This window comes from Nocardioides sp. Z21_20, from assembly GCF_059766585.1.
This window is the reverse complement of the sequence record NZ_JCBAJX010000003.1, coordinates 190,782-203,970: the sequence shown is the minus strand read 5'-3', so window position 1 is coordinate 203,970 and position 13,189 is coordinate 190,782. Positions and strand designations below refer to the sequence as shown.

Below are 13,189 nucleotides of genomic sequence, written 5' to 3'. Positions count from 1 at the left end.
GCCGCCCGGGCGTTTCAGCGCCCGACGCGCGAGACGAACGCCGCCGACTCCTCGAAGATCACCGGCGCGTCGTTGTCCAGCGTGGCGACGTGGAAGCTGTCGTGCAGCAGCCGCTCGGTGACGTCACGCGAGGAGATCTTCGCCGCGATCATCCCGGCCGACGACGGGTCCACGACGTGGTCCTCGACGGAGCGGAACAGCAACAGCGGTGCGGTCACCTTCGCGAGGTCCGACTGCAGCGGCCGCCACGCCCGGACCATCGTGTCCAGGGCCCGCAGCGGGGTCCGGGCGTAGCCGTGCTCGTCCATGCCCGGCTTCTTGATGTCGTTGCCGATGCCGGGCATCGAGGGGATCACGTGCTTGAGCAGCGGCAGCGCGAGCAGCTGGCGGTTGGTGCTGGTCACCGCCGCGTTCACCACCATCACCCCGGCGACGTCACCGCCGCGGTCCGCGGCCAATCGCAGCGCCAGCGCGCCACCCATCGAGAGCCCGCCGACCACGACCGCGTCGCTCTGGGCGCACAGCCGGTCGAAGACGCGCGAGACCTCGCCGTACCAGTCGTCCCAGGTGGTGCGGTTGAGCTCGCGCCAGCTGGTGCCGTGCCCGGGGAGGCGGGGAACCTCGACGGCGTAGCCGCGGCACGCCAGCGACTCGCCCCACGGCCGCATCGAGGCGGGGGAGCCGGTGAACCCGTGGCTGAGCAGGACGCCGATCCGGCGGCCTGCGGTGAGCTCGGGACGGGCGGGCGCGGAGAACGGCAGCGCCAGGGGATCGATCGCCATGCGCGGCATTGTGCCGCACGGCCCCGGGCAGCACCCCGCGACACGCACTCCTGCGCGGCCGCCTGCTGGGCGAGCAGGTGGGCGCTGGGGCGGGCAGGGTCTAAAGTGCCCCCGACGGTGGTCGCTGCGACCTCTCGTCAGCGAGGAGGTTCGAAGGTGCTGTACTGGTTCCTGAAGTGGGTGGCGCTCGGGCCGCTGTTGCGACTGGTCTTCCGACCGGTCGCCGAAGGCACGGAGAACGTGCCGTCGACCGGCCCGGCGATCCTCGCCAGCAACCATCTCTCGTACGCCGACTGGCTGTTCATGCCGCTGACGCTCACCCGGCGGGTGACGTTCGTGGCCAAGGCGGAGTACTTCACCGCCCCCGGCATCAAGGGCCGCCTGCAGAAGGCGTTCTTCGGCGGGTCCGGCCAGGTGCCCATCGACCGCTCGGGCGGCGGCGCCGCCGAGGGCGCCCTGCTGTCGGCCAAGAAGGTCCTCGCCGAGGGGGAGCTCTTCGGGATCTACCCCGAGGGCACCCGCTCCCACGACGGCCGGCTCTACCGCGGCAAGGTCGGCGTCGCCCGCCTCGCCCTGGAGACCGGGGTGCCGGTGATCCCGGTGGCGGTCGTCGGCACCGACCTGATCGCCCCGCCGGGCCGCAAGTTCGGCAGGATCACCCGGCCGATCGTGCGCTTCGGCAAGCCCCTGGACTTCTCCCGCTACGAGGGTCTGCAGAACGACCGCTACGTGCTGCGCTCGATCACCGACGAGATCATGTACGAGATCATGCGCCTGTCCGGGCAGGAGTACGTCGACATGTACGCCGCCAAGGCCAAGGAGCTCGCGAAGACCCAGCGACCCGGCCACAGCGACCCGACGGCGGAGAAGAAGGCATCCTGACCCGATCGCGCGGACCCTCGCGCCCCGCCGCGATGTGGCGCGAGTCGGCGGGTGCCGTGGCCGTCGAGGACCGGATGTTCCGGGCCCTGGCGGTGCTGCGCGTCGTGGTGCTGGCCAACGCGGTGGGCCTGAACCTGTGGCGGATCGGCAACTTCACGCACCCGGTGGCCGGGATCGCCGTGGTGGTCGCGATGGGGCTGTGGACGGGCTTCGCGATCTGGGCCTACGCCGCGCCGGGCCGGCGCGGCACCGCGCTGCTGGTGCTGGACCTGGCCCTGGCGATGGCCGCGCTGGCCGCCTCGCCGTTGCTCAAGGGCGAGGACTTCCGCGCCACCGTCCCCGGGTTCTGGGTGGCGGGCGCACTGATGGCCTGGGCCGTGCACTGGCGCGCGCTCGGCGGCCTGGTCGCCGGCGTCTGCCTGTCGGTCGTCGACCTGGCGGCCCGCGCCGAGATCACCCAGACCAACTACGGGCACGTGTTCCTGCTGCTCATCGGTGGGCCGATCGTGGGCTACCTGTGCGGGTCGCTGCAGCGGATGGCGGTCGAGCGCGACCGCGCCGAGAGGGCCGCGGCCGCCGCCGAGGAGCGCGCCCGGCTGGCGCGCGCCGTGCACGACGGCGTGCTGCAGGTGCTGGCGCTGGTGCAGCGCCGCGGCGCCGAGCTGGGCGGCGCCGGTGCCGAGCTGGGTCGCCTGGCCGGCGAGCAGGAGATCGCGCTGCGCGCGATGATCCGTCAACAGGACTCGGTCCCCGACGCCGCCCAGGCGACCTCCGCCGGGGAGGCCCTCACGGACCTGGCGGATGCCCTCGAGCGGCTCGGCACCCGACGCCCACCCCGCACGGTCGTGTCGGGACCGGGCACGCCGGTGCTGATGCCCGGCGCGGTGGTCGAGGAGTTCGCGGCCGTGGTCGCGGCCTGCCTGGACAACGTCGCCCGGCACGTCGGCGACGAGGCCCCGGCCTGGGTGTTGGTGGAGGACCTGGGCGGGTCAGTGGTGGTGACCGTGCGCGACGAGGGCCCCGGCATCGCGCCCGGGCGGCTCGAGCAGGCCGTCGACGAGGGCCGGCTGGGCGTCAGCGGATCGATCCTGGGCAGGATGGGCGACCTCGGCGGCACCGCCGAGCTCAGCACCGGGTCCTTCGGGACCGAGTGGGAGCTCACCGTGCCGCGCACCCCAGCACTGACGGAGGACGCGTGACCATCCACACCGAGCACCCCTTCCTGGACCCCGAGCCCGACCGCGAGCCGACCCGGCGGCTGCGCGCGCGGCTGGGCGGCGTGGTCAGCCTCTGGACCGCCGGCGACGAGGAGTCCGGACGGGCCGGGCTCACGGTCTCCTCGCTGATGGTGGCCGGCGGCGAGCCGGGGGTGGTGCTGGCACTGGTCGACCCCGACTCCGACCTGCTCGACGTGCTCGAGTCCACCGGCCGCGCCGTGGTCGGCCTGCTCAGGTGGCCGCATCGCGACCTGGCCGACATCTTCGCCGGGACGGCACCCGCCCCCGGCGGGATGTTCGCCCAGGCCGAGTTCACCGGGACCCGGTGGGGTCCGCTGCTGGACTCGGTCACCACCTGGGCCGGGGTGCGGCTGGAGGAGACCACCGAGGTGGGCTGGTCCACGCTGGTGACCTGCGCGATCGAGCAGGTCACGATCGGCGACGAGCCGGATCCGCTGGTGCACCGACGTGGGCGCTACCAGCGCCCGATCACGGGGGAGTGAGATGAGCACGATCGACGGCGCAGGTCAGGTCATCCGGGTGATGGTCGTCGACGACCACCCGATGTGGCGCGACGCGGTGGAGCGCGACCTGCTGGCCGCGGGCCTGGACGTGGTCGCGGTGGCGGCCAACGGCCACGAGGCGATCGCCCGCTTCCCCGCCGCCCGGCCGCAGGTGGTGGTCCTGGACCTGCAGATCCCCGGCCCGAACGGCGTCGAGGTGACCGGGGAGATCCTGCGCCACGACCCGTCCGCGCGGGTGCTGATCCTGTCCGCCTCGGGGGAGCAGGCCGACGTCCTGGCGGCGGTGAAGGCCGGTGCCACGGGCTACCTGGTGAAGTCCGCCTCCCGCGAGGAGCTGCTCGACGCGGTCCGGCGGGTGGCTGCCGGCGACACCGTGTTCACCCCGGGGCTGGCGGGCCTGGTGCTGGGGGAGTTCCGCCGCCTCGCCGACGGGCCGGCGGCCCCCGACCCGGACGCGCCGCAGCTCACCGAGCGCGAGACCGAGGTGCTCAAGATGGTGGCCAAGGGGATGAGCTACAAGCAGATCGCCGAGCGCCTCGTGCTGTCCCACCGCACCGTGCAGAACCACGTGCAGAACACGCTGCGCAAGCTGCAGATGCACAACCGCGTCGAGCTGACCCGCTGGGCCATCGCGCAGGGACTCGACGGCGACGCGACGTGAGCGATCCGGTGCGCGGGCGGGCGGCGCCGATCCGGTGGCGCGGTGCCGGCCCGGACGACGCCTGGGCGCTGACGGACCTCGAGCGCAGCGCCAACCTGGCCTCGCTGGGCCACGTCTTCGCGCCCGAGCGGCACCCCTACCCGCTCGACGACGTGCTCGCCCGCTGGACGCTGATCCTCACCGAGCCGGGTGCCGTGGTGGAGGTGGTCGAGGGCGAGCAGCGGCTCGCCGCGGTCACGGCGTACGACGAGAGCACGCTGCGGATCCTGGCCGTGCATCCCGACGACTGGGGCCGCGGACTGGGCCGGGCCGGGGTGGAGCGGGCGGCCGCGGCCATCCGGCAGGGCTCGGCGCGGCGCGCGAGTCTGTGGTGCCTGGTGGAGAACCATCGCGCACGCGGGCTCTACGAGCACCTCGGGTGGCGGCCCACCGGCCAGCGCCGGCCGGCTCCCTGGCCGCCGTACCCCGTCGAGATGGAGTACGACCTCGAGCTGTGAGGGCTCAGCCGCGGGCCGGGTGCGGCCGGCCGCCGTCGGGGGAGGCGTCGACGAGGTCGTGCTGCACGCCGTAGCGGCTGCGCAGCCGGGCCTCCTGGTGCTCCCGCATCCGCAGGCCGCGCCGGGTCCGCAGGGCACGCAGCCGGGCGCTGCGGTCCAGGGTGGCGTTGACGCCGGCCAGCACCGGCCCCGCCGCGCGCACCAGGTGCTTGAGCCGGGTGTCGGGGATGGCCAGCTCATCGGCGATGTCGTCGCCGATGAACACCCGCTCCAGGGCGTGCACCACCGGTGGGGCCAGCCGGCGCAGCCAGGCGGGGCGCCCGGGCAGCAGCTGCTCGATCTCGGGGACCAGGAACTCGGTGTTGATGCTGCCGACCAGGCGGCGGCAGTAGTCGTCGACCTCGGGCCGGGTCAGCAGGTAGAGCTCCTCGAGCCGCTCCTGGTCGGCCCGGTCGTGGGGGAGCAGCGCCTCGTCGACCCCCATCAGGTAGCCCACGTAGCGCCAGCCCTCGTAGTAGGAGGCGACCTCGTGGGGCAGGTAGGGAGCCCCGATGGCGCGCATCCCGCGCACCGGGATCAGGCAGAACTCGATCAGCGTGTAGGCGAGGTAGGACTGGCAGATCGGCACGCCCCACGCGGCCTCGTCCCACTGCGCCGCGTCGCGCAGGTGGTGGCGCACCAGCGCGTGGATGATCCGCACCCGGACGGTGAGCTCGAAGCCCGCCCCGTCGCGGCGCAGGCCGCCGACGCGGTTGGTCTCCAGCAGCCAGGAGCCCACCTCGATGGTGCGCACCCCGGCGCTCTCGATGTAGCGACCGGTCATCTCCAGCGGCCGCGAGGCCGCGGAGTTGGCGTAGCCGGAGACCAGCGACGCGGCGCCCAGCACGATGCCGGCCTGACGGGCGTAGCGCGCGGTCTGCGCGTTGCCCGCCTCGACGCGGTCCAGGTCGACCCAGGAGGGCACGTGGTCGAGCTGGGCGAACAGCGCGCGCAGCGAGTCCGGCGCGTCCGCGACCGCGTCGATGCCCTCGCGGCAGGCCTGACGCAGCATCCGCATCGCCCGGCCGTGTCCGATCCGGGCGAAGTCCGCCACGAAGGCGTCCGCGAGCGGGTCCCCGTCCCACATCCCGGCGAAGTACGCCGCGGCGTGCTCACCGTGGCGGCGCAGCGCCTCGGCACGGTTGCGCACGCTCGTCGGCACCTCGGGACGATCCACGATGACAGTCATGCTGTCAGGATAGGGACTCGTGTGCTCCGCGTCACGCCGTCGTGCGCGGCCTATGCTCACCGGCGTGCCCTCCGATGCGCCCGACTCCCCGGCCAGCGCCCTGCTGAGCGTGGCCGACGCGCTCTACGCCTTGTCCCTGGCGGAGTTCACCGCCACCCGCGACGCCCGCGCCAAGGAGCTCAAGGCCGGCGACAAGGAGCTGGCCGCCCGGGTCAAGGCGCTGCGCAAGCCGTCGGTGGCCGCCTGGGTGGTCAACCTGCTGGTGCGCCGCGAGACCGACGAGGTGGACCAGCTGGTCGCCGTCGGCGAGGCGCTGCGCCAGGCCCAGGCCGACCTGGACGCCGGCCAGCTGCGCGAGCTCACCAAGCAGCGGCGGATGCTGACCGCGGCGGTGACCACCCGCGCTCGGCGGCTGGCGCGCGAGGAGGGCCACAAGGTCACCGAGGCCGTGGCCGAGCAGGTGGAGGCCACGCTCACCGCGGCGATGATCGACGCCGACTGTGCCCGTGCCGTGCGCAGCGGGCTGCTGGTCGGCGCGCTGGCGGTCACCGGGGTCGGGGAGGTGGAGCTCGCGGACGCGGTGGCGCTGCCGGACGCGCTGGGCTTCGAGGCGTCCCGTCAGGAGCGCGCCCACCCCGGGGAGGCCGGCGAGGCGCGCCCCGAGCTGCGCGTCGTACCCGATCCGGACGCGGAGGCGAAGGCGCGGCGGGCGGCCGAGGAGCGGCTGGCTGGCGCCCAGGAGCGACTCGGCGAGGCCGAGGCGGCACTGTCCTCGGCGACTGTCGAGGCCGAGGAGCTCGAGGCGCGCGGGCTGCAGCTGCACGGTGAGCTCGAGGAGCTGCGTCGGCGCATCGCCGAGCTCGAGACCCGGGCCGAGGAGGTCGAGGACGAGCTGGCCGACGCCGAGGACGTCCGGACCGAGGCCGAGCAGACGGTGGCCGAGGCGACCCGGGCGGTCGAGACGGCGCGGGCCGCGCTGAGCTGAGCTGAGGTGGGCTGAGCCCGGCTCAGCTCAGCTCGGCCCACCCCTTGGACCGCTCGACGGCCTCGCGCCACCGGGCGTGGGCGGCGTCCGCGTCAGCCCGGTCGCCGCTCGGCGCGAAGCTCCGGTCGAGCTGCCAGGTCTCGCGCAGGTCGTCGGTGGAGGACCACACGCCGGTGCCGAGGCCGGCCAGGAACGCCGCCCCCAGCGCCGTGGTGTCGACGATCCGGGGCCGCTCGACGGGCACGCCGAGCTGGTCGGCCTGGATCTGGCAGAGCAGGTCGTTGGCGCTGGCACCGCCGTCGGCGCGCAGCGAGACCAGCCCGGGCATCGTGTCCAGGACGTCGCGGACCTCGAAGGCGATGGCCTCGAGGGTCGCGCGGACCAGGTGCGCCCGGGTGGTGCCCCGGGTGATGCCGAGGATCGTGCCGCGCGCCTGCGGGTCCCAGTGCGGGGCGCCCAGCCCGGTCAGGGCCGGCACGAACACGACGCCCCCGCTGTCGGGCACGGTGGCCGCGACCGCCGCGGTCTCGGCGGCCGAGCCGACGATCTGCAGCCCGTCGCGCAGCCACTGCACGGCCGCGCCGGTGACGAAGATGGCGCCCTCGAGGGCGTAGGTGAGCTTGCCGTCGGGTGCGCGCCAGGCCGCGGTGGTCAGCAGCCCGGCGTCGCTGCGCACCGCGGTGCCGCCGGTGTTGGTGAGGATGAACGACCCGGTGCCGTAGGTGCATTTGGAGTCGCCCTCGTCGAAGCAGGTCTGCCCGAACAGGGCCGCCTGCTGGTCGCCGGCGAGGCCGGCGATCGGGAGGCTGAGGCCGGCGAAGACCCGGGGGTCGCTGGTCGCGATCTCGCCCCAGTTGGGCACCAGCTCCGGCAGCGCGTCGCGCGGCACCCCGAAGAGCTGGCACAGCTCGTCGGACCAGTCGCCGGTGGTCAGGTCGAAGAGCAGGGTGCGGCAGGCGTTGGAGACGTCGGTGACGTGCCAGGTGCCGCGGGTCATCCGGGCGATCAGGTAGGAGTCGACCGTCCCGATCGCGTACCGCCCGGACTCCACCAGGGCCCAGGTGTGCGGCTCGTGCTCGGCCAGCCAGCTCAGCTTGGTGCCGGAGAAGTAGGGGTCGAGCCGCAGCCCGGTCAGCTCGCGGACCCGGTCCTCGTGGCCCGCGTCGCGCAGCCGCACGCAGACGTCGGCGGTGCGCCGGTCCTGCCAGACGATCGCGCGGCGCGGGGACGACAGCGTCTCCCGGTCCCACAGCACGACGGTCTCGCGCTGGTTGGTGATGCCGATCGCGCGCAGGTCGTCGCCGTCGTACGCCGCGAGGACGCTGCGGGTGGCCTCGAGGGTGGCCTGCCAGATCTCCTCGGGGGAGTGCTCCACCCAGCCCGGGCGCGGGAAGTGCTGGGCGAACTCCTGGTAGCCGCGGGCTGCGATGGTGCCGGAGGAGGTGACCACGAGCGCGGTGACGCCGGTGGTGCCGGCGTCGATGGCGAGCACGCTCATCCGCGGGCCCCGTCCTGCAGGCCGTCCTGCTGGCCGCGCTGTGCGCCGGCCCGCTCGCGCAGGAGGCCCAGCACCCGACGGTCGATCCAGGACCCGGAGGGGGCCACCCGCATCTCGAAGTTCTCGGTGCCCACCCACTCGTGCAGGTCCGCGTGGCCCAGCGCGCGCACCATCGTCTGGATCTCGGCGGTCAGGTCCTCGGTGACCGCGACCTTCTCCTCCTCGCTCGAGGCGGTCAGGAAGAGGTCGTTGAGGTCGAGCAGCCGCTGCAGCTCGGTGCACGGCGCGACATGGTCGTCGACGCGCAGGTCGACCGCGACGTCGTCGAGGCCGCCGTACCCGGCGTCCTCGCGGACCACCAGCAGGGCCGCCGACTGCCGCCCGCGCCGGTCCCCGCCGGCCTCGTCGCCGGCCACCAGCGCTGCCATCAGCCTGCGGGCCAGCGGCGCCTCGGGGTCGCTGGACTCGAAGGCCTGCTGCATCGCGGCGACCACCTCGGGACCGGTGAGGATGTTGCCCTGGATGGCGTACCCGTCGCCGACGATCCCGCCGGCCCAGTCGTAGCAGTTGGCCCCGGTGTGCGTGGCGGCCACGCCGTCGAGGTCGACGATGCCGACCTGGCGCTCCTCGCGCAGCTCGTCCTCCTCGAGCAGCCGCTGCAGCGCGACCGGTGCGGTGGCGCCGTCGTCGAGGTGCGCCAGGGCGAGGCCCTTGTAGGCGACGTTGGCGTGCGCCTGGGTGGCGATCGCGCCGATCCCGGCGACCGCGGCCGGCACGGCGCTGCCGACCGCCAGGAACTTCGAGGCCACGGCGACCCCCCAGGACTCACCGTCGGCGGAGCGGGCCACGATCGAGAACGTCATGGCGCTCAGGCTAGTGGCTCGCATCGACCGCGAGGCTGGTGACTCTGGTCATGCGACCTCGGTGCGTTGGTCCCCTCTGTGTCGACCGGCGACGTGGCAGGCTGTTGTCTTGAAGTCCGAATCGACGAGGCAAGAGGAGACACGATGCGCGTAGGTGTGCTGACCGGAGGCGGGGACTGCCCCGGTCTCAACGCGGTGATCCGAGCAGTCGTCCGCAAGGGCGAGACCGTCCACGGCTTCGAGTTCGTGGGCTACCGCAACGGGTGGGCCGGACCGCTGGAGGGGCTGACCATGCCCCTGGCGGTGGAGACCACACACGGGATCCTGCCGCGCGGCGGCACGATCCTCGGCTCGTCGCGGACCAACCCGTTCAAGATCGAGGGCGGCGTCGAGCGGATCAAGGACAACCTCGCCGCGGACGGTGTCGACGCGCTGGTCGCGATCGGTGGCGAGGACACCCTCGGGGTGGCCACCAAGCTCGCCGACCTCGGCGTCAACGTCGTCGGCGTGCCCAAGACGATCGACAACGACCTGTCCGGCACCGACTTCACCTTCGGCTTCGACACGGCGGTGAACATCGCCACCGAGGCGATCGACCGGCTGCACACGACCGCGGAGTCGCACAAGCGGGCCCTCGTCGTCGAGGTGATGGGTCGCCACGCCGGCTGGATCGCCCTGCACTCCGGCATCGCCGGCGGCGCGGCGATCGTGCTGATCCCCGAGCAGCCCTTCGACATCGAGTCCGTGTGCGCTCACGTCGAGAGCCGTTTCGAGCACGAGTTCGCGCCGATCATCGTGGTCTCCGAGGGCGCCACGCCCAAGGGCGGGGAGATGGCCCTGCAGACCGGCGAGCTCGACGCCTTCGGGCACGTGCGCCTCGGCGGCATCGGCGAGCGGCTCGCGCAGGAGATCGAGAGCCGCACCGGCAAGGAGGCCCGCTCCGTGGTCCTCGGTCACGTCCAGCGCGGCGGCACGCCGACCGCGTTCGACCGCTGGCTGGCCACCCGCCTGGGCCTGGAGGCCGCCGACGCCGTGGCCGAGGGCGACTGGGGCAAGATGATGGCGCTGCACGGCACCAAGATCGCCCGGGTCGACCTGTCGGTGGGCACCGGCGAGCTCAAGCTCGTCCAGCCCGACGACTACGCCGCCGCCGAGGTCTTCTTCGGCTGAGGCTGCGGTGCCGCTCTGACGGCACCGCCTGAGGGACAAGCGCGACTGACGCCGTACCGCCTGGGAGCAGGGGGTACGGCGTCAGTCGTCGTGCGAGGTCAGGCGTCGGCGATCTCGCGGAACCGCGCCGAGCGCGCCGCGTAGTCGCTGAACTCGTCGAAGCTGGTGGCGCCGGGGGAGAGCAGCACCACCCGCGCCGGGTTCTGCTCCGAGCGCGCCCAGGTGGCGGCCGCCTCGAGCCCGGCGAACCCGAGCAGGGTGGGCCCGTCCGGGCGCTGGCCGAGCACCGCCGGCGCGGTCTGGAGCAGCCGGGCTCCGGCGGCGCCGATGCACAGCACCGTGACCGGGGCCGAGCGCTCGGCCAGGTGCTCGAGCAGGGGCGAGAAGTCCAGGCCGCGGTCCTGGCCGCCGAAGACCAGCGCGACGTGGGTGTCGGGCCACGAGCCCAGCGCCGCCACCACCGCCTCGGGGGCGGTGGCGAGCCCGTCGTCGACCCAGACCCGCCCGTCGCTGGAGGGCACCGTCTCCAGGCGGTGCGCCAGCGGCCGGAAGGTGGTGACGGCGGCGAGCGCCTCGGGCTCGCACCCGGGCGGGATCAGCCCCAGGTCGCGGACCAGGAGCAGGGCCATCGCGATGTTCTGCGCGTTGTGGCGACCGGGCAGCGGGATGTCCCCGGCCGCCAGGGTGCCCACGCCCGGCCACACCACGTCTCCGGCCGCCGAGACGTGCGGCGTCTCGGGCCCGGTCAGCGCGACCCGGGTCCCGGGGCCGGTGTGCTCGGCCACCCGCGCGCACAGCCGCGCGTCGGCGCCGTTGCTCACCACGAGCTCCGGGCCGAAGTCGAGCAGGTGCAGCTTGTCGGCGTAGTAGCGCTCGACCGAGCCGTGCCAGGGGAGGTGCTCGGGGAACAGGGAGGTCACCAGCGCCGCGTGCGGGGACACCGACAGCGACTGCGCCTGGTAGCTGGAGACCTCGACCACCGCCCAGGCCGGGGCCGGCGGCGCGTCGAGGACCGGGACGCCGATGTTGCCGACCAAGGCGCTGGGCACCCCGAGGTGGGCGAGCAGGTGGTGCACCAGGCTGGAGGTGGTGCTCTTGCCCTTGGTGCCGGTCACCGCGATCGTGCGCTCGCGGTTGTCGCTGAGCCAGAGGTCCAGCATGCTCGTCAGCGCCACCCCGCGCTCGGTCAGGGTGCGGTAGAGCTCGGAGGTTGCCGGGATGCCGGGGGACTTCACCACGACCTCGGCGGCCTCGAGCGCCGCCACCGCCTCGGCGCCGTAGGTCAGCGGCAGCGCCGGCCGCGCGTCGTACGGCGTGGGCCGGGCGTCGGGCGGGGCGTCGGGCGGGGCGTCGGGCAGCGCGATGACGGCGTCGATGCCGAGCGCGACCAGGTGGCGCTCGACCGCCCGGCCCTCGGTGCCGTAGCCCCAGATCGCGACCCGGCGCCCGAGGAGGTCAGAGAACCGCACGGGCGGCCTTCTCCAGCGCGCCGGAGAGGAAGTGCCGCTCGGAGAACGAGAAGACCTCGGCCATCTCCTCCTCGCTGACCTGCACGTCGCGCAGCACCGGCAGCGCCAGCGTGGGGTGCTCGGCCCAGTCCGGGTGCCGGCGCAGCAGCGCCAGCGCGGCGCGGCACTCCAGCGGCTCGCCGACGCACTCGAACGGCTTGTGGCCCTCGCCCACCGCCAGCAGGTCCAGGAAGCCGGAGAGCTGCGCGGGGTCGGCGAGCAGGTCGGCGCCGAAGATCGCCAGCAGCTTCTCCCGCGGCAGGTACGGCGCGAGGGTGAGGAACACGAAGCGGCACTTGTCGCAGTCGGCGCACCAGGACCGGCGCTTGGACTCGTCGAGGTGGAAGGAGCGGTTGCAGCTGGTGAACACCGGGTGGTAGTCGGTGAGCGTGGCGAAGCGCCGCATGATCGCCAGCTCCGAGAGCGGGCGCAGGAACGACACGTACTCCAGCGGCGTGCCCAGCTCGGCCAGCGCCTCGCGCAGCAGCGACTCGAAGGCCAGGCCCTTGGACCACTGGTGGTTGACCTCGAACCCCTGCCAGGTGAGGTTCCCGTAGGAGGAGGACGCCTCGTTGGAGAACACCACCGCGTCGAGACCCGAGCGCAGCGCGGTCAGGCAGGCGATCACCGAGTTCATCGCGGTGACCGGGACGTGCCCGTTGTGCGCGCCGGCGGCGTTCCACTCGTGCAGGCGAGGGTCCAGGCGCCGCAGCGCGGTGAGCAGGGGCAGCCTCGCGGCCTCGGCGGTCCGGGTGATCGGGTCGTAGGTGTTGACCGAGAACAGCCGCACCGAGAGGGGCAGCGCGCGCAGCGACTCGATGGTGACGATCGAGTCCTTGCCGCCGCCGACGGCCACCAGCGCGCTCGCGGGCTCCGCGTGCGAGACGGTGCGCTCACCGGCGCTCCCGGCGCCGCGCCCGGCGTCGCCCGGCCGGTCCGGGGCCTCGATCCGGGGGGTCAGGGCCGCGGGCAGGTCGTTGCGATAGGCGAACTCGCCCAGGCCTTTGCGGACCGTCTCGGCCAGGAACTCCCGCTCGGAGACGGTGAGCCCCGAGGGCACCTCGACGAGCTCCGGGACGACCGTCTTGTAGTAGCTGAGTCCGGCGACCAGCCACAGCCGGCGGGCGAGGGCGCGGAAGACGTCCTCGTCGACGTCCGGGCTGGGCGGGCCGGGCAGGGTGACGACCTCGACGAAGTCGGCTGACTCGGCACCGTCGGTGATCCGGTAGTGGAGCTCGACGCGGGAGAGGTCCGCGGAGATCACGAGATCCTCGTAGACGAACCGCAGGGCGGAGGGCGAGGCGCTCAGGAGTTGCTGCACTCTGGCCAGTATAGGTCCGCCAGAGTTGGGAACGCTGCGGAGACGGGCCCTCG

At 73.8% G+C, this 13,189-nt stretch carries 13 protein-coding genes; 7 read left to right on the top strand and 6 right to left on the bottom strand.

What is annotated here, in order from left to right:
• Positions 1–14: 14 nt before the first annotated feature.
• A complete protein-coding gene (locus AC6EH9_RS07465; protein ID WP_498421876.1) occupies positions 15–782 on the bottom strand; it encodes an alpha/beta hydrolase in 768 nt (255 codons plus the stop codon).
• A gap of 156 nt (positions 783–938) precedes the next feature.
• On the opposite strand from AC6EH9_RS07465, the gene AC6EH9_RS07460 reads away from it, so the two are divergent.
• From AC6EH9_RS07460 to AC6EH9_RS07440, 5 genes are read left to right on the top strand one after another with little or no spacing between them, the layout of a single operon-like run.
• Positions 939–1,664 (top strand): lysophospholipid acyltransferase family protein, encoded by a 726-nt coding sequence (locus AC6EH9_RS07460; RefSeq protein WP_498421875.1) that lies wholly within the window; start codon positions 939–941, stop codon positions 1,662–1,664.
• Between the two features lie 32 nt (positions 1,665–1,696).
• Positions 1,697–2,863: a MacS family sensor histidine kinase gene (gene macS, locus AC6EH9_RS07455; RefSeq protein WP_498421874.1), complete on the top strand. Its 1,167-nt coding sequence runs from the start codon at positions 1,697–1,699 to the stop codon at positions 2,861–2,863.
• Positions 2,860–3,384: a flavin reductase family protein gene (locus AC6EH9_RS07450; protein ID WP_498421873.1), complete on the top strand. Its 525-nt coding sequence runs from the start codon at positions 2,860–2,862 to the stop codon at positions 3,382–3,384. Before macS ends, AC6EH9_RS07450 begins: the two co-directional genes overlap by 4 nt.
• A gap of 1 nt (position 3,385) precedes the next feature.
• Positions 3,386–4,066, top strand: a complete 681-nt coding sequence (locus tag AC6EH9_RS07445) for a response regulator (RefSeq protein WP_498421872.1) — start codon at positions 3,386–3,388, stop codon at positions 4,064–4,066.
• Positions 4,063–4,563, top strand: a complete 501-nt coding sequence (locus AC6EH9_RS07440; RefSeq protein WP_498421871.1) for a GNAT family N-acetyltransferase — start codon at positions 4,063–4,065, stop codon at positions 4,561–4,563. Before AC6EH9_RS07445 ends, AC6EH9_RS07440 begins: the two co-directional genes overlap by 4 nt.
• 4 nt (positions 4,564–4,567) lie before the next feature.
• Here AC6EH9_RS07440 and AC6EH9_RS07435 read toward each other — a convergent pair whose 3' ends face one another.
• Positions 4,568–5,791: an oxygenase MpaB family protein gene (locus AC6EH9_RS07435; RefSeq protein ID WP_498421870.1), complete on the bottom strand. Its 1,224-nt coding sequence runs from the start codon at positions 5,789–5,791 to the stop codon at positions 4,568–4,570.
• Between the two features lie 64 nt (positions 5,792–5,855).
• On the opposite strand from AC6EH9_RS07435, the gene AC6EH9_RS07430 reads away from it, so the two are divergent.
• Entirely contained in the window at positions 5,856–6,776 is a 921-nt protein-coding gene (locus AC6EH9_RS07430; protein ID WP_498421869.1) for a hypothetical protein, read from the top strand.
• Between the two features lie 22 nt (positions 6,777–6,798).
• On the opposite strand, the gene glpK is transcribed toward AC6EH9_RS07430, so the two are convergent.
• Entirely contained in the window at positions 6,799–8,274 is a 1,476-nt protein-coding gene (gene glpK, locus AC6EH9_RS07425; protein ID WP_498421868.1) for a glycerol kinase GlpK, read from the bottom strand.
• Positions 8,271–9,137: a DUF1028 domain-containing protein gene (locus tag AC6EH9_RS07420; RefSeq protein ID WP_498421867.1), complete on the bottom strand. Its 867-nt coding sequence runs from the start codon at positions 9,135–9,137 to the stop codon at positions 8,271–8,273. The genes glpK and AC6EH9_RS07420 overlap by 4 nt, the downstream gene beginning before the upstream one ends.
• A gap of 144 nt (positions 9,138–9,281) precedes the next feature.
• On the opposite strand from AC6EH9_RS07420, the gene AC6EH9_RS07415 reads away from it, so the two are divergent.
• Positions 9,282–10,307, top strand: coding sequence for a 6-phosphofructokinase (locus AC6EH9_RS07415; RefSeq protein WP_498421866.1), 1,026 nt, complete (start codon positions 9,282–9,284; stop codon positions 10,305–10,307).
• A 98-nt stretch (positions 10,308–10,405) separates the two neighbouring features.
• On the opposite strand, the gene murD is transcribed toward AC6EH9_RS07415, so the two are convergent.
• Together murD and AC6EH9_RS07405 are read right to left on the bottom strand one after the other, a co-directional pair.
• The gene (gene murD / locus AC6EH9_RS07410) at positions 10,406–11,776 is read right to left on the bottom strand and encodes a UDP-N-acetylmuramoyl-L-alanine--D-glutamate ligase (RefSeq protein WP_498421865.1); all 1,371 of its coding nucleotides are present in this window, start codon (positions 11,774–11,776) and stop codon (positions 10,406–10,408) included.
• Positions 11,763–13,136, bottom strand: coding sequence for a MurL-like N-terminal domain-containing (locus AC6EH9_RS07405; protein ID WP_498421864.1), 1,374 nt, complete (start codon positions 13,134–13,136; stop codon positions 11,763–11,765). The genes murD and AC6EH9_RS07405 overlap by 14 nt, the downstream gene beginning before the upstream one ends.
• Positions 13,137–13,189: the final 53 nt, after the last annotated feature.